This window comes from Enterococcus sp. DIV0691 (assembly GCF_051711145.1).
Taxonomy (GTDB): domain Bacteria; phylum Bacillota; class Bacilli; order Lactobacillales; family Enterococcaceae; genus Enterococcus_B; species Enterococcus_B hirae.
In genome coordinates this window covers 2,539,819-2,564,198 of the sequence record NZ_JBIOLY010000001.1, presented here as the reverse complement: position 1 = coordinate 2,564,198, position 24,380 = coordinate 2,539,819, and the positions used below count along the sequence as shown (strand labels likewise).

Sequence of the window (24,380 nt, the reverse complement as noted above, 5' to 3'; positions counted from 1 at the left end):
TGTTAAGATAAATGTCAGCAAAGGATAATGGAGGAAAAAACATGATTTTTGCTTATAATAAAGCGCACGTGGGAGATACCTTGATGGTCATCGTCTCAAATGACAATGGAACCGAAAATACGGTCATCCGTAAATGGAATGTTGCTCAAATCAAAGATGAAACAGGACAAATCGTTGGCTGGAATTTTTTCCATATCTCCGACCATCTTACGATCGAAGGTAATGGACAGGTCAAACTAACAGAAGAACAAATTGCACAGTTGAACCGCTTGATCAAAGAAGCTGGTTTTGAAGAAACGTTAACAGAAGAAAATGAACCAAAAATCGTTGTTGGCTACGTCAAAACTTGCGTACCACATCCTGATTCTGATCACTTATCGATCACTGAAACACAAGTAGGTAAAGAGGAAGTCTTACAAATCGTTTGTGGCGCTCCGAACATTGAAGCAGGACAAAAAGTCGTTGTTGCCAAACCAGGAGCTATGATGCCTGATGGAATGATGATTTGGCCAGGAACATTACGTGGGGTTGAAAGTCACGGAATGATTTGTTCGGCGAAAGAATTACAATTACCAGATGCACCGAAAGAAAAAGGGATCCTTGTTTTACCAGAAGATGCAGTGATTGGCGAAGCATTTCCAAAATAAGCAAAAAACAGCACAGTTGCCGAGCAACCGTGCTGTTTTTGTATAGGAAATTAGTTATTAGTTACCAGAGTTCTCTGATTGACTTTGTTTTAATGCGGATTGATCAATTGTTAATTGAATTGTTGTTGTTTTCTTTTCTTTTCCGCGATAGTAAGTGACCTTCACTGAATCGCCGACTTTTTTCTGATACAAGACAGATTGTAATTCTACACCAGAAGAAACATCAGTATCATCGATTTTTGTAATGACATCATATTGTTTCAAGCCAGCTTTTTCTGCAGGTGTCGCCGGTTGAACGCTGGTAACAATCACACCATTTGTCACAGACTCAGGAATTTTCAAGATTTGTTCTTGTTGTTGGGTTGAAACGGCTGAAAGGTCAACCATTGTGATCCCTAGAGCAGGACGGGTTACTTTTCCATCTTTTTCAAGTTGGTTGATAATATTTACTACATCGTTACTTGGGATCGCAAAGCCCATTCCTTCCACGCTTACACCTGATGAAGAAGCAGAAGTACTTGCAATTTTACTTGAATTGATCCCGATTACTTGACCTTCAATATTAACTAATGGACCTCCAGAATTACCAGGGTTAATCGCAGCATCTGTTTGGATCGCATTGATATTGACCGTTTGATTTGACTCGTTCGTGCTGGTTACTTGGCGATTCAATGAAGAGATGATCCCCGAAGTCACAGAGTTGGCATATTCAGAACCTAGAGGAGAACCAATTGCGATCGCAGGTTCACCTACTTTCAATGAATTAGAGTCACCAAATGAAGCAACTTTGTTCACTTTATCTGCACTGATTTTCAAAACGGCTAAGTCAGAATAAGCATCCGTCCCGACTAATTCAGCTTTGACTTTTGTTCCATCTTTTAATAAAACTTCTAATCCTTGTTGGCCTTCCACTACGTGATTATTCGTTACGATATAAGCGGAATTACCGCTTTTTTTGTAGATGACACCACTACCTTCACTAGAAGCCTCTAGATTGCTATCATCAGAACTTTCTTGTTGTTGTTGGCCAAACAGTTGACCAAAGCCGTTGGTCCCTTGATTTTGGCTTTGAAGATTGATAACAGATACCACCGCATCTTGGACTTTATCGACCGCATTCGTGATATCTGAATCGACATTGACTTTGACATTCTCAACGACAGTTTCGCCCGCTGAATTTTGATGACCACCCGAATTTGACGCTGCGTTTCCAGAACCCATGACAGCATAAAAAATACCAGCCGTTACCAAGCCCCCAATAATTCCACCGACTAAGCCTAGACCCAGCTTACGCCAGATTCCATTATTCTTTTTCATTTTTGGTGTCACATCTTTTCTCTCCATGTGATCTGCCTCCATTTATCATTTTCTTCTATCTCTAAGTATAGACTTATTTGTTAAGATTAGTCTACTTGGAGACTATGAACTTTTTATGAAAAACTTTAGGAAAAATCATTGCGTTCAGATGAAAAAATAAGAAAAAAGTTTTCCACAAATCCTGTGTAGAAATCAGCGGAAAACTCGCAGAAAAACAATACCCTTTTTTATCCACAAGATGTGGACAACGTGGATAAATCGGTGCAAAACATACGTTTGCTTAAGAAATACTTATAAAATAAGCCAGAATCATCGCCTTTTCTGTGGATAAACCTGTGGATGATGTGCATAACTATGTGGGAATCTTTAAATAAATAAAAAATAACTCGCTTTTTCTTTTAGCAAACATTTCGTTATAATAGAAAAGAAGGAAATACGAACAACGAACAATGAAGAGGAAAAATGAAGGAGTAAAGCAATTGAATATCAAAATCATTTCAGTCGGTAAACTAAAAGAGAAATACTTGATCCAAGGAATCAATGAATACGTCAAAAGGCTGCAAGCATACGCTAAAATCGAACGAATCGAAGTCCCTGATGAAAAAGCACCTGAGAACTTGAGTGAAGCTCAAATGCGCCAAGTCAAAGAAAAAGAAGGCGAGCGGATCTTGAGCAAAATCAAAGAACAAGAATACGTCTACGCACTAGCAATCGAAGGGAAAAATCCAACCAGTGAAGCTTTCGCCAAAGAAATCGACCAACTAGGAATCCAAGGGAAAAGCCAGATCACTTTTGTCATCGGTGGCTCACTCGGCTTAAGCGAAGCCGTCATGAAACGCAGCAACGCCCAAATCTCATTTGGAAAAATGACCTACCCCCACCAACTCATGCGCTTGATCCTCGTCGAACAAATCTACCGTGCTTTTCGAATCAATGCGGGTGCGCCTTATCATAAGTGAGGAGATATTTAAAAGGAAAAATCACTAGTGAAATTAGCTTATATTTTCATAAATTTATTCGAGATAGAGGTATATAATATGTTCATCGGAAATAGAAACTGAATCTGATATACAAAGATATGTTTATCTAAGAACTGTTTATAAATGAGAGGAAGGAATAGGTTTGGAAAATAATGAAAGTTTGGCATTAAGAGTAGTAAATGAATCGCTAAAATTGCCTATCGTAAAAGTGAATCGTTCAGAATTTTTAGTTAAAGTATTTGGTGACAAGGTAGAAGATGTTAATCAATTAATTGAAGAGGGCCCACAAGCATTTTTATCTATAGATGATTTAGATCGAGCTGCAAATAATCGAATCTATTCTATCGTTGCCCAATCTAGTACATTGTCATTTGCTACAGGATTACCTGGAGGAATAGCTATGGCAGCAACAATACCAGCAGATATCACACAGTTTTACGGATATTCTTTAAAATTGGCACAAGAAGTTTCTTACATCTATGGTTATGAAGATATTTGGAATCAACAAGGTGAATTGACTAAAGAAGCTAAGGAAACGCTGATTTTATATCTAGGTATCATGTTAGGCGTATCCACTGCTAGCTCTGCTGTTAGGGTATTATCAGGAAAACTATCGGTACAGGCTTTGAAAAAGATCCCGCAAAAAGCATTAACAAAAACCATCTATTATCCAGTAATAAAGAAAGTACTTGCAGTATTTGGGACCAAACTAACAAAAGCAACATTTGCAAAAGGTGTTTCCAAAATGGTGCCTGTTGTAGGTGGGGTAGTATCAGGAGGTTTGAACTATTTTTCAATGAAACCGATGGCTACAAAACTAAAAAATGAATTGAGAAAAGGCATCAATTATTCCGAAGAAAATTTGAAACAAGATTTGAAAATTTTAAACGTTGAAGACATCATCGTCAATGAATCTAATTTATCAGAAAATAGCATGAAAAGTGAATTTATCATCAAACAAATAGAAAAGGCACATAGTCTATTGGAACAAAAAATTATTACTGAAGAAGAATTTATATCACTTAAACAAAACATACTTTCGAAATAGAATTAATTGTATGTCACAGAAAAGTATTTAGCACTCAATAAATTTCAGAAAATAAGAACGGTATCTTTAATTTATTAGTTATAAAAGTAATGAATTTAATAGATTATATTCATAAAGCCCAATCATTTTGATACAGATGAATGGGCTATTTTTGTGTTAGAGACATCCCTCACGTGTCCTATTAACAAGAACAAGATTATTCCTTTAGTTTTTGGGTTTTCTAAAAGCGAGTATGCTAAAATAGGAGGGTATATAGCTATAGTATAGATACTTTAATCAAGAGATAGGAGTGTATCTTTTTGGGTGCAGAATTGAATCAAAAATTATTTAGTGCGGCAGATAATCTCCGTAGCAAAATGGATGCGTCAGAATATAAAAATTATTTGTTGGGGTTGATTTTCTATAAATATTTATCCGATCGTTTGTTGGAGCAAGTAGTCCTTTTAGCAGATGAATCCTTAAAAGAATATGACACCGTAACCAAACAAACCAAGTTGTACCGTGAGTTACTCTCAGATGAGGAGTCAAAGGAAGATTTGATCGCTACGATCGTGGATATTTTAGGTTATGCGATCTCACCAGAGTATCTTTTCAATGTGTTAGCAGATCAAGCAAAACAAGCAATTTTTCAATTGAATGATTTAAATAAAGCATTTGTACAACTTTCAACGACCTATGACCAATTCAATGGGTTATTTGATGATGTGGATCTCCAATCGAAAAAACTTGGGACAGATGAGCAACAACGAAATGTCACGATTACCGAAGTTATCAAGAAATTGAACGACGTAGATGTTTTAGGACATGATGGAGACGTGATCGGTGATGCGTATGAATTTTTGATCAGTCAATTTGCTTCTGAAGCAGGGAAGAAAGCCGGCGAATTTTATACCCCTCATATGGTCTCTGATATGATGGCACAAATCGTGACGTTGGATCAAAAAGATCGTCCATTCTTTAGCGTTTTTGACCCAACGATGGGGTCAGGCTCATTGATGTTAAACGTTCGCAACTACTTAACTCATCCAAACAACGTCAAATATCATGGACAAGAATTAAATACCACAACTTACAACCTAGCAAAAATGAACTTGATTCTACATGGAGTAGATGGCGAAGATATGAATCTCCGTAATGGTGATACGCTAAACAAAGACTGGCCAACGAATGAACCTTACACCTTTGATGCAGTGGTGATGAATCCCCCATACTCGGCAAAATGGTCGGCTGATGCAACCTTTTTAGACGATTCTCGGTTTAATCGTTATGGAAAATTAGCACCAAAATCAAAAGCGGATTTTGCATTTCTTCTCCATGGTTTTTACCATTTGAAGGAAACAGGAACGATGGCGATCGTCTTACCACACGGCGTCTTATTCCGTGGAGCGGCAGAAGGGACCATTCGACAAAAGTTGTTAGAAGATGGCAGTATTTATGCCGTGATTGGTATGCCTGCGAACCTGTTCTTTGGTACATCCATTCCCACCACAGTCATTGTGTTGAAAAAGAACCGACAAACTCGAGATGTATTATTCATTGACGCTAGTCGAGAATTTGTCAAAGGGAAAAATCAAAACAAATTATCAGAAGAGAATATTCAAAAAGTCCTCGAAACCTACGCAGATAGAAAAGATGTCGAGAAATATGCCCATTTAGCGACCTTTGAGGAAATCAAAGAAAATGGCTATAACTTAAATATCCCACGCTATGTGGATACCTTCGAAGAAGAAGAACCAATTGATATGGTTCATGTCGGAAATGACATCAAGAAGATACGACAAGAACAGCAAGTGCTAGAAAAAGAACTTTTAGAAGCTATCTCTTCCCTGCAAACAACACCTGAAAATGAAGCGTGGTTACAAGGTGCGCTGGAGGTGTTTAAGCATGAGTAAGGATAAACAACCAGAAATTCGATTCCCTGGATTTACGGAAGATTGGGAACAGCGTAAGTTGATAGACGGGATCTCGAAAATTGGTGACGGATTGCATGGAACTCCTATTTATAGAGAAGATGGCGATGTTTTTTTTATAAATGGGAATAATCTTGTAAATGGAAAAATAAACATAACTAAAGAAACTAAATTTGTTAATGAATCAGATCAATCAAAAGATGATAAATCACTTAATGCTAATACTATTTTGATGTCTATAAATGGTACTATAGGAAACTTAGCTTGGTATAACAATGAAAAAGTAATGTTAGGAAAAAGTGTTGCATATTTAACAGTGTCTGATTTTGATAAAAATTTTGTATTCTTTTACCTGCAAACACCGGGGATGAGAAAACACTTTATTAATAATCTAACTGGTACCACAATTAAAAATTTAGGATTGAAAACAATTAGGAACACTGTATTATTTGTAACAGATTCGGATGAACAACAAAAAATCGGATCCTTCTTCAAACAACTCGACGATACCATCGCTCTTCATCAGCGCAAATTAGATTTACTGAAGGAAACGAAAAAAGGCTTTCTACAAAAAATGTTCCCTAAAGACGGAGCAAAAGTGCCAGAAATTCGGTTTCCTGGATTTACGGATGATTGGGAACAGCGTAAGTTGGGGGAAGTTGTTCAGATTGTTATGGGACAATCCCCAAATTCAGAAAATTATACAGATAATCCAAACGATTATATTTTAGTTCAAGGAAATGCAGATATGAAAAACAATAGAGTTGTTCCAAGAGTTTGGACTACTCAAGTTACAAAACAAGCAGAAAAAGGTGATCTGATTTTAAGTGTTCGCGCTCCAGTGGGAGACATTGGGAAAACTGAGTATGATGTAGTTTTGGGACGTGGAGTTGCAGCCATTAAAGGAAATGATTTTATTTTCCAACAACTCGGAAAAATGAAAGAGAATGGCTATTGGAATAGATATAGCACAGGGTCAACATTTGAAAGTATTAATTCAAATGATATTAGAGAAGCTCTAATTACTATTCCCGACGTAAAAGAACAACAAAAAATTGGCACTTTCTTTAAACAACTCGACGACACTATCGCTCTTCATCAACGCAAGTTAGATTTACTAAAAGAAACGAAAAAAGGCTTCTTGCAAAAGATGTTTGTTTAGGAGGGAAGAAAAATGAAAATTAGTCACCGTGAGGAAGCGGAAGTCGAAGAACAGTTGATTCGTGTACTTGGAGAAGGGCATAATCAGTGGACGTATCGTCCAGATTTAAAATCAGAAGCGGATCTGTGGCAGAATCTTCGAGAAAAAATTGTTTTTAACAATCAAGCAGAGTTGAATGATTCTCCTTTGACCGATCGGGAATTTGAAACGATCAAAACGGAATTGTTACTACGAACACAAACACCTTTTGATGCTGCCAAATGGTTGAAAGGTGAAAATGGCATGGCACGAATCACGATTGAACGGGAAGATTCGCAGTTAGGCTCTATCTCACTGGTTCTTTATTCGAACCAAGATATTGGTGGTGGAATCTCTACCTATGAAGTGGTACATCAAATTGCGAAACAAGGAAGTAGTGCAGATGCACGGGATCGCCGTTTTGATGTCACGTTACTGATCAATGGCTTGCCAATCGTACAAGTTGAGTTGAAGCAAGTGACCGCTAAAGATGGCGTTTATCAGGCATTTAACCAAATCAAAAAATATGCAGAAGAAGGAATGTTTCGGAACAATATCTTTTCGACTTTACAGTTGTTCGTTGTGTCAAATGAACAAACGACTCGTTATTTTGCGAACGCATTACCGAAAGACTTACATCGCAAGTTTTTATTTAGTTGGCGAACGAAAGATAATAAAAAAGTAGAGAACTTGTATGAATTTTGTAAGCAAGTATTAAATATTCCAGATGCTCATCGATTGATTGCGGATTACACGATCGTTAGTGAAGATCAAGACAATAAAACGCTCATGGTGTTACATCCTTATCAAGTCCATGCGATCCAAGCATTGTTTATTGCTGCAAATAAACATCAATCAGGGTATGTGTGGCACGCGACTGGTTCAGGAAAGACATTGACTAGCTTTGTATCTACTAAGCTTTTAGCACGAAAATCGGGGATCGATCGGACGATTATGTTAGTGGACCGAAAAGATTTAGATAATCAAACGACAACGGAATTTACAAAATTTGCTTCGGAATTTAATACGGGGATTTCTTCAGGAAACGCCAAAGCGAATAGCTTGATTGTAGGAACGGGGAGCGCCAAAGAATTAAGTGAGACGTTATTAGCAGATGCCAATGCGAATGTCGTGATCATTACCACTCGTCAAAAACTGGATGCGGCATTGAAATATGCGAAGAAACAAGAAGAGAAAAAAGGGACCAATCGCTTCCAAAAATTGATGAGTCAACACATCGTTTTTGTGGTCGATGAATGCCATCGGGCGTTAAGTGCTGAAAATATGGAAGAAATCAAAAAAATGTTTCCAAACTCTACCTGGTTTGGGTTTACAGGTACGCCAATTTTTCCTGAAAATCGGAAGCAAGCAAAAGGGCAACTGGCACGTACGACCCATGATCAATATGGAGAGGTGTTGCATACTTACACCATCAAGAATGCCCTGGAAGATGGTTCCGTTTTAGGATTTCAAGTAGAGCATGAAGATACAGTTGAGCCAACTTCGCTAGCGAATAAAATTTACCGTAAATTAAAAGAAGTAGATAAATATGTGGACTATTCACCAGAACAGATCAATCAGATGATTGATCAAATGGAACCTATCAAGAAAGAAAGTTACTTGGAACCAGCTACTTTTGAAGTAGAGGAACATATCCAGAAAGTGATCCATAAAATATTTCGTCCAGATAACGCCTATACGAAATTCGATTTTCGAAATGGTCGTCCGACAAAGTCTGCGATCTTAACCACAAGTTCCATTGACATGGCTAAAAAATATTATCGAGCGATCAAAGAAATGACGAAAGAACCTGACTGGTTAACAAAAGAATTTCCAGATCAGCCCATTCGTGAAGGACGAACGATGGAAGATCTTGATTTTCCACGTATCGCTATTACGTATTCTTTAGAGGAAAATAACCAAGATTCTAGTGCGCAACAAAAGGAAATGCAGAAAATTATCGAGGAATACAATCAGTATTACCATACCGCATGGTCATTAGCGGATATTGAACGTTATAACGGGGATATCAATAATCGTTTAGCAAGAAAAAGAGCGGAGTTCAAACAATTTGGGAAACAAATTGATTTAGTGATCGTGGTAGATCGGTTACTGACGGGATTTGATGCGCCAACGATTCAAACATTATTTGTGGATCGTAATTTAGAGTATGCTGGATTGATTCAAGCCTTTTCGCGTACTAACCGTACGTACCCGGAAAAAACAAAAGGATTAATCGTTACATTCCGCAAGCCAGCAACAATGGAGAAGAATGTCGCAGGTGCAACAAAATTGTATTCAGAAGCAAAAGAAGAATCAGGCTTGATTTATCCAAATTATCAAGAATCGAAAAAAAGATTTAAAAAAGCGTATAGTAAGTTAAAAGAATTTTCGCCGATTGAATCAATTGATGAGCATTCACCGATTGAAACACGTGTAGAATATGTCAAAGCATTTCAGGAATTAAATCGGGCCTATGAAGCATTAGTAACCTATGATGATTACAATGATGATATGGCAACCTCCCCGACTTTGAATAATCAGATTCAACTCTTAGAAGAACAAATCGGTGTATACGAGACTATAAAGGGCTCTTTAATGGAAGAAAAGGTAGTACCTGATGGCAAGGGCCAAGATTTTTCTACGATTGAATTCTATAATGAACATACGATTAAGTTGTACGATATTGATTCTACTTATATTGATCAATTGCTAGGGACTTACGCGGCAAACAGTACCGATGCCCGGGAAGAAATTGAGAAAGCTTTGACGAAATTGAATAAAACTGAAGGTGTGAAGGAAGTTTATCGTCAAATTTTAAATGCGTTTGACCTAGGAACATTAGATAGTAAAGATGATATTTTTGTTATCAAACGTCACTACTTTACGCAAGCAAGAGATCAGTTGATTCATACTTTTTCTAATGAATGGTTTGTTTCAGAAAAAGAGTTACATGCTTCGAATATGCAATATATGCTTGGGGAGACTCAAATCCCTAATATGAAAGCAATTATCAGCAGTAAGGATTACGAAGGATACAAAGCTAAACACCCAGAAGCGAAGCCTTTTAAATATCCACAAGAAATGAAGCGAGCATGGCGTAAAATGTTAGATGATGAATTGATTCCTCTTGAGAATGAGTTGAGGTAAAAGGAAAGAGTAAAAGAAACTGAATGACAACAAATAGATGTTATGATGAAAGCTGTTAAAATTTCAACTAAAAAATATAATAAATTAAACTAAAGCGAAGCTATTGATGATGAGGTGAATGCATTGACACAACAGAATAACTTGCTTGAAGAAGTAAATTTAGATAATTTCTCTAAATGGTATCTTGAGAATAAAGAAGAATTATTGAAAAACGCCGAATCATGGAAAAAAAAGAATGATGTGTTAGCAAATGAGTTCCTCGATGAATGGCCACTTGAAAGACTTAGCACGATGACTCTTGATGAATATGTAAGTGGGAAAGGGCCTCAAAACAAATCACTATGTTATGAGTTAGAGCATGGAAAATATGCGAAGCTCTACCTTGGAATAAAAGGTGGAAGTGCGGGGAAATTCGGTATTTATTGGAGTAAAAAACATCAAGCATATTGTGACCAGAATAAGGAAATTATTTTGGCAGATGTTCTTGATGATAAATTTGCCAAGTTAAAAAATGATTTAATTACAATAATAAAAGCAGGAATAGCAAGATCTTTTGAGGATGATGCGTTTACCTATAATAATTCTTTTTATAGTAGACCATCTATGGTAATGAAACTATTATGTGCTTACTCCAAGGGTCCGATTTTTTCTGGTATCAATATGAATAAGGACAAGAAAGAAGTTTGGGAGAAGCTTGTCTCATCAGAACAAAATGGTGGTGCATATAAACGAAACTTTGATATTACTACTATGATCTCAAATAAGCATCCTGAACTAGATGGAGATTTGTTAAGTACTATTCTTTGGAGTTATAGAAATGTAGTAATGGATGACGCTAAACTTCCATCGCATTCTAAAGAAGGTGTTATAAGGATGAGTACTTATCAAAGCCATTATTCTAATCAATTGGTAATGGCTAAAAACCTTATTCTACGTGGAGCTCCTGGTACAGGAAAAACATTTCTTGCCAAAAAAATAGCAGCTGATGTTGTTTCTAATGGTAGAACGACACAAATCAATGAATTGACCGAAGATGAAAAGAGCCGAATTGGGTTTGTCCAGTTTCATCCTAGTTATGATTATACGGATTTTATTGAAGGGTTACGTCCCACAACTTCAGATGATGGCGTTGTCAGTTTTACTTTAAAAGATGGAAGCTTTAAAAGTTTTGTTGAAAAAGCAAAGAAAACAAAGAGCGTAAATGGACAAGATAATTTTGAAGAAGCTTGGGCTAATTTTTTTGATGCGGTGATGGAAGCTAGTATAGAGGGAGAGGGATATAATAAACTTGAAACATTGTCTGGTAAACCGGTACGTAATCTACTAGCTTATGAAAGAAATGCAATTCAAGGAGTTTATCCTGCTAAAACTACTATTTATTTGAATCATGACCAAATATATAATGTTTATCGCGGATTACCTGGTACGCCAAAAGGTGGATTTGATGCGTATCGAAAAGCGATTGTAAAGCATTTAAAAGAAGAATTTGGCTTAAAAAACTTTATATCTTCAACAAATGATTCTACGAATAATCAAAACTACGTATTTATCATTGACGAAATCAATCGCGGTGAAATTTCCAAGATTTTTGGTGAACTATTTTTCTCAATTGATCCAAGTTATCGTGGATATGAAGAAGGTGTTTACACACAGTATGCGAATCTCCATGCAAATCCTGAAGAAAAGTTCTATATCCCTAACAATGTTTATATTATTGGAACGATGAATGATATTGATCGTTCTGTGGATACGTTTGATTTTGCTATGCGTCGTCGGTTTACATTCTTAGAAATATCAGCAGAGATGTCAGCAAAAAATATGCTGATTCAAGAGAAAACGAAAAAGCTTATGAAGCGTTTAAATGATGCGATCATTGCCGAAGAAATAGGTGGATTATCCACTGATTACCAAATTGGTGCTAGTTATTTTTTAGGTGTTGATAATGGTAAGGAAACAATGGAAGAATTATGGAATACTAAGTTATATCCATTGTTGAAAGACTATTTCCGTGGTGAACATCAGGCTGCAGAAAAATTAGTAATGATAGAAGAGGTCTATTTTAATGACGGTGATTCAGATGAAGCTGAAACCCATACTTGATAATCAAGAAATCAATGACTCAGTTGCAAAGCATCCTATCATTGCGAATTTGGTAAATCGTGATCTCGATAGTTTATCGAAAGAAAACTTTATTATTTTTCCACAACAGTTAAAACAATCCAAGGATCTAAGCGAAGATAACTTGATATTCCAATCCAGAAATGGAAAAATTTGGACTTGTAATATTGTCGGTATCTTAAGTGATTCAACGGATGAATTAAAAATTCATTCCAGATTCAGCAATCAAGCGAATCAAGAAGATTACTTTTTACGTTATATGCTTCAACGTGTTTTGAATTATAATGTCATTAATTATCATTTTAGCTCATCCAAAAAGATGTCCTACTATGATTTGTTAGTGTTTCTTTTCCCTTATTATTTGAATGAAGCAATGCGTAAAGGGTTATACAAAGAATATGTTAAACGAGAATACAATAATGCTAATATCAAGGGGAACATTGACATTGCAAGACATATTCGATCGAATGTCCCTTTCGTTGGGAAAGTTGCTTATCGAACACGAGAGTTTAGTTACAATAATCGTCTAACCCAGCTCATTCGCCATACCATCGAAAAAATCATAAATGAATACGATTTTTTGCTGAGTGGAAATAAGGATACAAAAGAAAACGTAACTCTAATCAAACAAGCCACACCTGATTATGCCAAAATCAATCGTTCTGATATCCTTCAAGAGAATATTATTCATAAAGTCAAACACAGCTATTACGAGGAGTATTCGGCTCTTCAACAACTCTGTATCCAAATTTTATCGGAAGAAAAATCAGGATTTGGAAGTGATAAAAATCAGATACATGGGATCATTATCGATGTGTCTTGGCTATGGGAAGAATACATTGGGAAAGTCACTGGGTGGAAACATTATGGCAGAGATAAAGGGTTAGCAACAATGCATTTATTTCAAGAGCCCAACCGTTCCCCACGATATCCAGATTTTACATTTAATAATATACTAATTGATACAAAATACAAAAAACATCTTGATACTAGAAATGACTATAATCAGTTAGTCACATATATTCATATTATGAATTCAGATCAAGCAGATATAATGAAAGGCGGCTTTCTGCAACCTACCTCTGATCCTCGTCCTGAAAAACAAGGATATGAAAAAATAGGTATGTTACATGGATTAGGAGGGGAAGTATTTACGTACCGTTTTTTTATCCCGCAAGCGGTTTCAAGCTATTCTGAATTTGTAAAACAGATCAAAGAGGTGGAAACAGCATTAAAAACTACTTTTCAATAAGTAGAAGTCAGAGCAATTTTTCTCAAAAAATTCAATAAAATGTTTAATAGGTGTGATCGGAGCCTGATTATCTAAAATAGAAAGAAAGTTATGCTAAGTAAACTGGGAAGATAAAATACATCTATTCCCACATTCGAAGTGGTTTATAAATACCATTTATTTACGATACCCACACCATAACCACCCCACCCACCAAACCAGGTTAACTCATGAACGAGTTAACCTGGTTTTTTACTCATATTCCAACATCTTAATAAATGTTTTTTACGTTTTTTTGAAAGAAAGTACGTTACTTAATGAAATTTGCACGATAAAGTCTATCAATGGGTATCTAGAGATAGGGATCTATTTTTTGTTGGTTTCGGCTTATTTCAAGGTACTACTGCTTAAATATCGCTTTAGAGTGAATGATAAGATTGAGGTTCCAAATAAATCTTTAAATAAAAATAACGATATTTTGAATCATCAACTCGATGAAGCCTTTTCATGTCTATGTTATAGGTTATTAAATGACAAAACTAGTTGTTTTTTGATAAAATCACATACGTTATAAATTGAAATCTGTCAGTCGTTTAGAAGCGAGAAGGGATCAATGAAACCATCTATTCGTCAATGGATAGCTTAGGATTTAATAATGGATTTTGAGGTAACTAACTCATATGTTGAAAATAATCACACCTTTTCATTATTCAAAAGATGAAAAAAATAATGAATGAGTGAGAGAATAGAAAAAATATTTTCTTGCTGATTAGGTATAGTGTATTTCATGTTAGTTAAGAAAAATAAGTATGTCATAAACATAACTAGCAAGCTCTTTTAATATGAAATGATAAAAATGAGAGTGATTCACCCAATGAATAATCACTGAGTCATTTCAAATAGAGTGACGTATGAAAGGAGAAATAAAAATTGTTATGAGATTCAATCGAAAAATCATTTTGTTTGTTCTGCTAATAGCTATTGCAAGTACTTATTCCTTTATCTTTTTTAATAATACAGAAAAGATCGCAACGACAGGAGATATTGCTTTTCATTTTTCCAGGATCAAAGGATTGGCTTCTGTATTTTCGGGTCCGATCAATTTTACTACATTCAATAGTTATGGTGGTGGGGTCAACTTTTTTTATCCTTATCTAACCCTATTTCCAGCTGTGATCTTTTACTGGATTACCCATAATTTGATCTTAAGTTATATGTTATATGTTTGGGTACTGAATGTGTGTACAATACTCATCACCTTCTATTACGGACGGAAATTTTTTAAACGTGTAGATGCGGCATTTTTATTTAGTTGTTTCTATACTTTTTACGGGTATCGAATGATCGATATTTACCAACGTTCAGCGATTTCAGAATCAATTGCTCTGACGATTATGCCAGTAGTCCTCTACTACACGTATAGACTTCTTTTTGAAAAGAAGAATTGTGTGATTCCTTTAGCTGTTAGTATGAGTTTGCTTATTTATACGCATGCTCTTTTTACGTTTATGAGCGTAATAGTTATTGGGCTTTTGTTTATCGGTTCACTTTTGGCTAAACGAAAAAAGAAAGAAAATGTTTTGGACTTGTTTGTTGGAATGGCAAAAGCTGTCGGCTGGACGATTCTCTTAACAGCGTATGTTTGGTACCCAATGCTGCAGCAAGTCCTGCATCAAAGCATCAATCGTCCTTTCCGCACAAACCTTCAGGAGCGGGGAGTGAACATTTTTGAAAGTTTGTTTGGTGCGATGACTAATGATTTGACGACATTTACAATGGGAACGATTGGTGTCGTGTCATTAGTCCTTCCGCTTTTCTTTTTGAAAAGATTTGAACGAAGAGAAAGAGTCATTTATTTTTGTGCAGTAGCTACGTGGTTTTTATCGACGAATGTTTTTCCATGGTTTCTTTTCCAAAATACACCTATCCAATTGATTCAATTTCCTTGGAGAATCTTAGGGTTTCAAGTGCTTTTCGGATCATTGATCTTGGTGATGGTCTTTTTGAAATGCAGACCAGATCAGAAAAAAAGTATATGGTGGATTGGCGGAATCGTCCTCCTGCTTTTGACACTAACAGTAGTAACGAAAATAAATTATACGCAAAAAATCCAATCCTATAACGGTCGTCTGATTATGACAAAAAAAGAGATTAAGCATTACACGACTTCAGGGACAGGGGGACTTTATGATTATGCACCGTCTGATGCACTGAAATACAAAAAACAGTTGAAAAAACATGAAGTAAAAGTTGGGGATGAATGGAAAAATAGTTCTCATAAAGCGTATGATTCAAAAATCATTTATACAGTGGAAGATGCGCAAGGGCAAAAAATCACGTTACCTGTGTTTGATTATTGGGGAACCGTTGCGAAAGTAAATGGTCAAACGACTAGCATAGAAAATGATGACGGGTTAGTAGCGGTTAAAGGAAAAGAAGGAACGACTACGATTGAGGTTTCCTCTACCTATCCGCCAACGATGATTCTTGCATTACTAACAAGCGTTGGAACTTTTTTATTTATCTTTTATTCGATATTTGCTGAGAAGAAAAAATTTAGTAAAAAGTAAAATGTTCCTCTGATGAAGGGATCTAAAGTGAATGGCAGTGCAGAACAAACGTGAAAAGAAAGAAAATTTATAGAGTTGCCTTTTATTTCATGGGTGAATAAATTGTCTATTAGAGACACCATTTTCAGCCATTTTTGAAATAGCAACCAATGATCGTATTCCTCAACGATACCGCTAGAAACAAGGTGGACGTTGAGGATTTTTTGTTAATTGTATCAGTCTATTTGTTTTAGCTGTTTCTCTTGTGCCTAATGGTTTAAGTTTTGTATATTTACAGCAATTACGGAGAATATCTGCACAAAGAGTTAGATGTATTTGATACTAGTCATAATTGATAAATGAGGGATTGCGTTTTTCCGTGTCTCTTTATAGTTGATCAGTATTTTCTATGGCAAACTACTCCTTAGAAATCTACATAAACCTTTTTTTGAGTATCTGATTCTGATTTCGTAACGGTTAAACTAATTTTCTAGTTTGCAGATGAGGGATTGGTTAGAAATAATTTTTCAAATTTTCGGCATAATCTCAAGTTTGGTTTGTTAGAATGAGTGAAACAATCAAGGAGGAGTTTTATTAATGAAAAAGGGGATATTGTTGGCTGTGGGGTTGTTGTTTGTGCTAGCTGGTTGTGGAACGGATCAGGCAAAAGATGCTTCAAGTAAATCGACAGACACTATTGTTACAAAAACAAGTAAGACAGGTTCAACAACGACGAAAGAATCTGATAAGACTGAATCATCCAGCTCATCAGAAACAAAGGGAAAAACAGAGTCCACGGCGACGAGTACATCAGAGTCAACTCAAACTACAACGGCAGAGTCTGCGACGCCAAGTAGTCAGCCAGTTGAAAAAAATAGCTGGGATGCGAGTAAGGCGACTGAATTAGCTACGTTTATGTCAACTTGGGGTCAGGAAATGGGACAACAGTATAGAAGCTACAATGATCATGTGAATGCTAATTATTATGGATTGCAAGTACCACAATACATTTTTGATGGGCAATGGTCTATGGTGATTGATCAAACACCGGTTACCGTAGAATGGTCAGAAAATGGCAGAGGACAAGCGGGATTTGAATTAGTGGCGATCTACTCTGATATCGATCATCCAAAACCGTCTGGAGCTCATTTGTATTTCTTTGGTTTCCAACAAAATCAACCTAAGGTAATGGTGACTCAGCAAAATCAAGGAAACCCAAACAATTATTTGTATTTCAAAGAAACTGAGAATAATGAATTGAAGAACGGTTTCGAGCGGATTGTGAATAGCTAGAGGAGACGTCCTTCCAAACTTAGAAAGAAAATTTCTTGGAAAAGAGGTTGTGAAAGCATCGGTTAGCTCCGATGACAATAAGAAAGAATTTTTTGAAACAGCTCCTCATGTTTTGAAAAATTCAGGCTTATTTCAAGGAGCTGATGCTTGAACACCATTTATCTGTTTCCAGAGCAAAGAGTGAGATGGATGTCTCAGTCTTTTTTTTGTTTCTGAAAGGATAATTTGCTAAATAAAACAGAAAAATTTATGAAAAATTCCAATAATTACGTTATACTTATTATGATTTTTTGAAAGGAGTTACTAATGAAAACAAAGAAAAAATTGCTCTTATTTGTTATATTAATACTTATTGCGGGTCTTTATTCTGTGAATTATTTTAGGCATGCACAAACGATTTCTACGACAGGAGATATCGCATTTCATCTTTCCAGAATTAAAGGATTATCCTCTATATTCTCAGGACCAATCAATTTTACGACTTTTAATAGTTATGGCAGCGGTGTGAACTATTTTTACCCCTACTTGACCCTTTTTCCATCGGTAATTTTTTATTGGATTACCAATAATTTGATCGTAAGTTATATTTTATACGTATGGGTGTTGAATGTTTGTACCATCCTATTGATGTTTTATTATGGTCAAAAAATTTTAAAGCGAGTAGATGCTGCCTTTTTATTTAGCTGTCTGTATACATTCTATAGTTATCGAACGATTGATATTTACCATCGTTCAGCGATTGCAGAAGCGATTGCACTGACGATTATGCCTGTAGTTTTGTATTATGCTTACAAAATGATCTATGAGGAAGCAACAGCTGCGATCCCGTTAGCAATCAGTATGAGTTTGCTTGTTTATACCCATGTTCTCTCTACTTTCATGTGTGCGTTTTTCATTGGAATGATGATCATAGGCAAACTGATTGTGAATAAACTAAATAAGGAAGAAACCATTCGCTTGGTGTTGGAGATGTCAAAAGCTGTGGGAATGACGATTCTTTTAACGGCCTATTTTTGGTATCCTATGTTCAAGCAAACCATGTATCAATCCATCAATCAGCCAGGAAAAACAGATCTGCAAAATCAAGCGATCAATGTATCTGATAGTTTGATTGGGGCCATGAATAATGATTTGGCCTCCTTTACAATCGGAATTATCGGGATTGTTTCCTTGATTCTTCCGCTTGTGTATTTTAAAAAGCTAACGAGCAAGGAAAAAGTGATTTACCTGATTGCAGTAGCTACTTGGTTATTATCAACTAAGCTGGTCCCATGGGCACTATTGCAAAATACACCCGTTCGATTGCTTCAATTTCCTTGGCGGATATTAGGGTTTCAGGTACTTTTTGGCTCATTAATTTTATCCATTGTTTTTAATAGGATGATATTTGGTCAGAAAAAAAGAATACTTAGTATCGCAGCAATTGTTTGTTTCATGTTTGTTGTTTCGGCAGCCACTAAAGCCAATTATAATCACAAAGTGCCAACACTAGGTGACCATTTAGAGGTGAATAAAGACACTCTAGGTAGTTACATCACTGTAGGTGTTGGAGGGGTCTTTGACTATGCACCACTAGAAGCCATGAAATATAAGGAGCATGTGCAAAAGCATGAAATAAGAGTAGACAATAAATGGCAAACAGCAGCATATAAAGCTTCTGATTCCAAAATAGTCTATACAGTCAAAGGTGCTAAAGATAAAAAAATCACGTTACCCATGTTTGATTACTGGGGAACTACAGCAAAAGTGAATGGGCAAAATACCAAGATTGAAAACAATGAAGGATTAGCAACATTTGAAGGAAAAGCAGGAACAACGGTAATTGAAGTTTCTTCTAAGTATCCCTTTACAATGATTCTTGCTTTTATTGTCAGTCTAGTAAGCTATCTTTTTGTTTTTATTCGTTTCTTGATCGGCAAATGTTTCGTTTCGAAAAAAATTGCGTAACATAAATATTCGTACTAGGACAAAAAACTGAAAGATTCGTTTTTATTTGTAAAAGACGGGACACCGAAACATCTAGTGAGATCACTAGGTGTTTTTTTATTCTTATTTAGTTCATGATGAATGACAGTAGAAAAAATAGACAACATCGAGTGATTGATTTTTAGAATAAAGTTGAACGATTATGATGGCAAAAGAACTTTTTATGAGTTTAAAGTTATTTAATAGTATTTTTCTAGTATTTTTATAGTGGGTTGCATTATATAAATACGTGGAAAAAGTATATACGTAGCTTTTTGTTTATTGATAAAAATAAACAATTTAGCTGTTGGAAATCCGATTTTAGCGAAGGATGTTTATTGTTTAAGTATATAAAGAAGGAGAAAATATGATGTTTGAAATATTTAAAGGGAAAACTATTTCTCTAAGTAATCCGACTGTCTTATTAAGTCATAGTTCTAAAAATAAAAATTATGGTGATCTCATCCGAGACCTATTGGTAAGCTGTGGAGTTCCTAATGATATGTTATTGTATTCTTCTCATAAAATGAATGAAATACCAGTTGGCAATAACATTTTTGACTATCTCGAAAAAACTATAAAAGTAAAAAAACATGCAGTTTTTTTACTTTCTGATGACTATTTCGAAAGTACTGCTTGTTTAAATGAAATGGGAGCTATTTGGCTCAATCAAAATCAGTACACACAATTATTTTTACCTGATTTTGATTTAAAGCATTATAGCTATTTAAGCTGTTGTATAAATAGTAAAGACAAAGGGATATTTTTAACTGGAGATGACCGTTGTCAAAAGGGTTTAACAGATTTTGTAAGAAATATTCTAAGGGATAGCTTTTTATCATTTAATGAGACAGAACTGGCTTATAATGCGGAGATATGTTGTAAGAATTTAAGAGATTTAATCCCCAGAGATAAAGTATGGAAATCAAGAATTAGTGAAATAACGGAGAACAAAGGATATGTTTTCGCTAAAATTGAAAATTTAATTCCTACAGGAGAAGTTTTTAAAGAAGGTGAAAATCACTGGTTACAATTAAACACGAACTATTTTCCTGAAGCAGAATCAATGAAAGTGGGAGATAGGATAGCATTTAAAGTGAAGGATTTTACAGAGTGCAAAAGTTTTCAAGAGTTAAAAAATTATAGAAATATATATGCTTATAGAGAAACACTTGAGATTATTGATTAGTATAAGCTATATTAGGAAATTTTATGCTATTTTGTAGAATATATGTGTAATAGAAAATACAAGAATGACTTTTATTTATTAGAATATTAATGAATAAATTGGTTTGGCTATCCAACCGTATTAAATAAGAATAACGCATATTAGTGAACAGAAAAGGAGTCGCTTTCTGTTCATTTTTTATAAATTTTAAAAAGCTATCAAGTGATAACAGGTGAGACGTCCATTTAACTGTCAGTTATTTCTTCACAGTTGCCAGTGCCTATCAGTCTCATAAATGACATATAAGTCGTTAATCATATTCATAAAATTGAATATTCTTTAATGAAAAAATGGTTTGATATTTTTAGAGAGAAATCCAGTTTTTTTTAATTTGTTTCATCAATGATTATTGGATAAGGCAATCTTTCAGATTCGACAGAGATTCTACGCTTATAAGCATTCTTTTTCACCCAGTCAATGGTTAATACAGAATTTGAATAGATCATCTTCTAGCAGTCTTGCTTTTAATGCATTGATTAACACTTAACAAGCAGAACCCCAGATTCAACATTCATTTGTTCGTTTATTAATTTTTTTTCATAACTAAGTTATTGCTAGTCAATTTATTGTAAAGTAACGTATGAAATAAATGGACTGATAACATAGCTTCTGAAATTGCCGAGCTAGTGTAGTAATGAGGGATTTCAGCGTTAGATTGTTGCTAACAGAAGATGAATGGGGTGGGGGAACATGAAGAAACATTATTTGGCTTGTTTGTTGTGTCTGTTCTTTTTATTGGCTTTGCCAGTACAGGGCTTTGCAGTAGCGGGTGGACATGGAGGTGGCTCAACGAGAAGCGGTGGATCTGGTGGAAGTTTTGGTGGTAGTTCGGTCGGACATCATTTTTATGACGATCGGCCAATTATCGGACGATCACGAGGGTATTATCGATCGAGTTCATACGGTGACGTAGAGGACTATGTATTAATGGGGGCGTCTGTTGGTGGTTTTGCGGCGTTTGCTTTATTTAAAAGGAAGAAAGAACAGCACAGTGTGACCAGAGAGCTATTTTCTCGTATGCCGGGGAAAAAGAAAGCGAAGAAAAGATTGCTTTCAGAGATCGAAACCAGCTTCTTTGCGATTCAAAACGCTTGGGAACATGAAAAAATGGAAAAAGCCTCGCGCTATTATACGAAAAAATTATTTTTGGAGCATCAACAAGTCTTACAAAAGAATCAAGCAGAAGGTATTAAAAACCATACTAAAAAAATCGTCCTGCAACAGTTGGGGAACTATCGTCAAATAGAGGAAGACAGTTTCTCGATCCGAATTGATTTTAGTTGCTATGATTATACGATTGATCGAAAAAATAACCTGCTCTTATCAGGGTACAAGCATCAGCGACAATATTTTTCTCAGATCTGGTATTTTAATTATTCAGACAAAGAACAAAAATGGCAGGTAGATTATATTCAACCGATTTCATTGGGTTAAGGTAACGGTAGGAATGATTAGTGGATGCTGAGTTTATTGATAACAAGCATAAATCAAAAAATGGCATAGAGGGGGAGCCGTGATCAGAATGAATCTGGTAGGCTCTCTTTTTTTGTGGGAACGTTTTTCTTTTTTAGTGAAGTGGGGATATTCACAGGAATGTTAGCCAGCTGATGATATGAGCCTAACTATCAGGATTCGTTTTTCAACAGAACTGGTGGAGTAACTAAGAGGAGTATACCCTATAATAGCTAAAAGAGAACCTCACGTTAATTAATTTCCGCTACCTAGGAAAAAAGTAAGTTTGAAAGCGCATACCTCGGTAGCTAAACTAAACGTGTAAGAAAAAAAGGGGAGATGGTAAAGATGGCAAAAAATATTTTGTTGATTTGTGGTTCGGGTGCTTCTAGTGGATTTATGGCGGCTGCTATTCGAAAAGCAGCGAAAAAAAGAGGGGAAGAAGTAACTGTGAAAGCGGCTAGTGAGTCGCAATTGGATGAACGGATCAATGAGATCAATTATCTGTTGATTGGTCCGCATTTGTCTTATATGTTGGCAGACCTCAAAGCACAAATTGAAGGAAAGAACGTGAAAGTAGCAGTCATTCCACAAGCAACCTATGGCACTTTAAATGGAGATAAGGCACTAGATCTGATTTTAAGTATGGAGGGCTAACGAATGATGAATAAAATTATGGACTTCATGACGAACAAATTTGCGCCAAAAGTAAATAAAATTGTCAAGAATCCTTGGGTCTCGGCGATCCAAGATTCGATCATGGCGGCTTTGCCGTTAGTTTTTGTTGGTTCTTTAGTTACAGTGGTTTCTCTGCTAAAAAATATTTTTTCAGGTTTACCTGATTTTTCAATGATTAGTAATTTTTCTTTTGGGATGTTTGGTTTGATTGTTTCTTTTTTGATTCCTTATTATCTCATGGAAAAAAAGGGAAACAGCGGTCAAAAGCTGATTTCAGGTGCTACCGGATTAGTGTTATTCATGATGTTACTATTTCCCACAGTATCTGCTGAAGGAAATGCTACGTTTATTCTTTCTCGGTTTGGCGCTACAGGCATGTTTCTTGCGATTATTTCTGGTCTTTTTGTTGCCTGTGTGATGAATTTTGCTGCTAAAAGATCATTTTTCGATGAAGATACACCGATCCCTGATTTCGTGGTGGGGTGGTTTAATAGTTTATTGCCGATTACGTTTATCTTGATCGTTGGTTGGTTTATCACGGTACAAATGAATGTTGACTTCTTTGAAGTGGTCGTTTGGGCATTCAGTCCATTGGCAAAAATCGTGCAATCTTACCCAGGTTTTGTCTTATCCGTTTTTATCCCAGTCTTTTTATATACGTTCGGTATTTCAGGTTGGGTGATGATGCCGGCTATCTATCCTGTATATATGGCTGGATTAGCTGCTAATGCTGAGGCTGTTGCAAATGGTGGACAAGCAATGAACATTGCTACTCAAGAAACTTGTTATGCTTTTTCATCAATGGGTGGTGTGGGGACTACCTTGGCCTTGTCTGTGATGATGTTGCTGCTAAGTAAATCAGCACAATTAAAAGCGATTGGTAAAGCGGTCTTTATTCCTTCGATCTTTAATATTAATGAACCGTTGGTTTTTGGGGCACCGATTGCTTTTAATCCTTACTTGATGATTCCTATGTGGATCAACGCACTGATCGTACCAACGATTTCTTATGTGGTGATGAATATGGGCTTCGTGAATATTCCTAGTCAATCATTCTTGTTGTGGTACATGCCATATCCATTTACATCTTATTTAGCCACTCAAGATTTCCGTGCGGTCATCGTCTGTCTGTTGATCTTTGTTATTACATGGTTTATCTTCTTACCATTTTTTAAAGCATATGATAGTTCATTATTAAAACAAGAAAAAATTGCTGAAGAACAAGAAGCGGCGCAAGCGAAAGCAATGCAAGCTTCAACGGCTCAATAATTGGAGGTAGTAGTATGTCACAACAGTTTGTGGAAGAAACAGATAGCCTAAACGAATTATCGATGAATATTTTGATCCATGCAGGTAATGCTCGTGAATTACTGGTAAAAGGTCTGAATGCACTGGAGGAAATGGCGTTCGATGAAGCAGAAGAATTGATTCAATCGGCACATAAAGAAGTGGTGATTGCTCACGGATTGCAAACAGATACGTTACAAATGGAAGCTTCAGGAGAGCAGATCCGCTATTCTACGTTGTTCTGTCATGCGCAAGATACGTTGATGACAGCACAAAGTGAGATATTGATTGGTGAACATATGGTGCGGTTGTTTCGGAACTTTTCAAAAAAATTAACTAAATAGGAG

The 24,380-nt window shown here is 35.8% G+C and carries 17 protein-coding genes; 16 read left to right on the top strand and 1 reads right to left on the bottom strand.

All coding sequences use genetic code 11. The features are described 5' to 3' along the window. Positions 1-41 precede the first annotated feature (41 nt). Positions 42-647, top strand: coding sequence for a YtpR family tRNA-binding protein (gene ytpR / locus IGJ11_RS11700; protein ID WP_010737044.1), 606 nt, complete (start codon positions 42-44; stop codon positions 645-647). Positions 648-704: 57 nt separating this feature from the next. On the opposite strand, the gene IGJ11_RS11695 is transcribed toward ytpR, so the two are convergent. Further along, complete coding sequence (locus IGJ11_RS11695; protein WP_010737045.1) at positions 705-1,991, bottom strand: S1C family serine protease; 1,287 nt, start codon at positions 1,989-1,991, stop codon at positions 705-707. A gap of 452 nt (positions 1,992-2,443) precedes the next feature. On the opposite strand from IGJ11_RS11695, the gene rlmH reads away from it, so the two are divergent. The 15 genes from rlmH (at position 2,444) to IGJ11_RS11620 (ending at position 24,377) form a co-directional block, all read left to right on the top strand. Further along, on the top strand, positions 2,444-2,923 hold the full coding sequence (gene rlmH, locus IGJ11_RS11690; protein WP_002317110.1) for a 23S rRNA (pseudouridine(1915)-N(3))-methyltransferase RlmH: 480 nt from the start codon (positions 2,444-2,446) through the stop codon (positions 2,921-2,923). A gap of 163 nt (positions 2,924-3,086) precedes the next feature. After that, a complete protein-coding gene (locus IGJ11_RS11685; protein WP_207432673.1) occupies positions 3,087-3,992 on the top strand; it encodes an EcsC family protein in 906 nt (301 codons plus the stop codon). 299 nt (positions 3,993-4,291) lie between these two features. Continuing rightward, positions 4,292-5,884, top strand: a complete 1,593-nt coding sequence (locus IGJ11_RS11680; protein ID WP_207432675.1) for a type I restriction-modification system subunit M — start codon at positions 4,292-4,294, stop codon at positions 5,882-5,884. Next, a complete protein-coding gene (locus tag IGJ11_RS11675; RefSeq protein ID WP_207432677.1) occupies positions 5,877-7,064 on the top strand; it encodes a restriction endonuclease subunit S in 1,188 nt (395 codons plus the stop codon). Before IGJ11_RS11680 ends, IGJ11_RS11675 begins: the two co-directional genes overlap by 8 nt. A gap of 12 nt (positions 7,065-7,076) precedes the next feature. After that, positions 7,077-10,232 carry a type I restriction endonuclease subunit R gene (locus IGJ11_RS11670; RefSeq protein WP_207432678.1) on the top strand — a complete coding sequence of 1,052 codons (3,156 nt, stop codon included), beginning with the start codon at positions 7,077-7,079 and terminating at the stop codon, positions 10,230-10,232. Positions 10,233-10,355: 123 nt separating this feature from the next. Then, positions 10,356-12,332: an McrB family protein gene (locus tag IGJ11_RS11665; RefSeq protein ID WP_242697185.1), complete on the top strand. Its 1,977-nt coding sequence runs from the start codon at positions 10,356-10,358 to the stop codon at positions 12,330-12,332. Further along, positions 12,310-13,602: a 5-methylcytosine restriction system specificity protein McrC gene (locus IGJ11_RS11660; protein WP_096708718.1), complete on the top strand. Its 1,293-nt coding sequence runs from the start codon at positions 12,310-12,312 to the stop codon at positions 13,600-13,602. Before IGJ11_RS11665 ends, IGJ11_RS11660 begins: the two co-directional genes overlap by 23 nt. 914 nt (positions 13,603-14,516) lie before the next feature. Then, positions 14,517-16,151, top strand: coding sequence for a hypothetical protein (locus IGJ11_RS11655; protein WP_207432730.1), 1,635 nt, complete (start codon positions 14,517-14,519; stop codon positions 16,149-16,151). A gap of 576 nt (positions 16,152-16,727) precedes the next feature. Beyond that, positions 16,728-17,423: a DUF4767 domain-containing protein gene (locus IGJ11_RS11650; RefSeq protein ID WP_207432680.1), complete on the top strand. Its 696-nt coding sequence runs from the start codon at positions 16,728-16,730 to the stop codon at positions 17,421-17,423. Positions 17,424-17,729: 306 nt separating this feature from the next. Then, complete coding sequence (locus IGJ11_RS11645) at positions 17,730-19,370, top strand: hypothetical protein (RefSeq protein WP_207432682.1); 1,641 nt, start codon at positions 17,730-17,732, stop codon at positions 19,368-19,370. A 388-nt stretch (positions 19,371-19,758) separates the two neighbouring features. Continuing rightward, the gene (locus IGJ11_RS11640) at positions 19,759-20,577 is read left to right on the top strand and encodes a toll/interleukin-1 receptor domain-containing protein (RefSeq protein ID WP_051641781.1); all 819 of its coding nucleotides are present in this window, start codon (positions 19,759-19,761) and stop codon (positions 20,575-20,577) included. A gap of 729 nt (positions 20,578-21,306) precedes the next feature. After that, entirely contained in the window at positions 21,307-22,050 is a 744-nt protein-coding gene (locus IGJ11_RS11635) for a hypothetical protein (RefSeq protein WP_178306368.1), read from the top strand. Positions 22,051-22,407: 357 nt separating this feature from the next. Continuing rightward, on the top strand, positions 22,408-22,725 hold the full coding sequence (locus IGJ11_RS11630) for a PTS sugar transporter subunit IIB (protein ID WP_196763502.1): 318 nt from the start codon (positions 22,408-22,410) through the stop codon (positions 22,723-22,725). A 6-nt stretch (positions 22,726-22,731) separates the two neighbouring features. After that, positions 22,732-24,015 carry a PTS sugar transporter subunit IIC gene (locus IGJ11_RS11625; RefSeq protein ID WP_242697191.1) on the top strand — a complete coding sequence of 428 codons (1,284 nt, stop codon included), beginning with the start codon at positions 22,732-22,734 and terminating at the stop codon, positions 24,013-24,015. 14 nt (positions 24,016-24,029) lie between these two features. Further along, on the top strand, positions 24,030-24,377 hold the full coding sequence (locus IGJ11_RS11620; RefSeq protein ID WP_010720932.1) for a PTS lactose/cellobiose transporter subunit IIA: 348 nt from the start codon (positions 24,030-24,032) through the stop codon (positions 24,375-24,377). Positions 24,378-24,380: the final 3 nt, after the last annotated feature.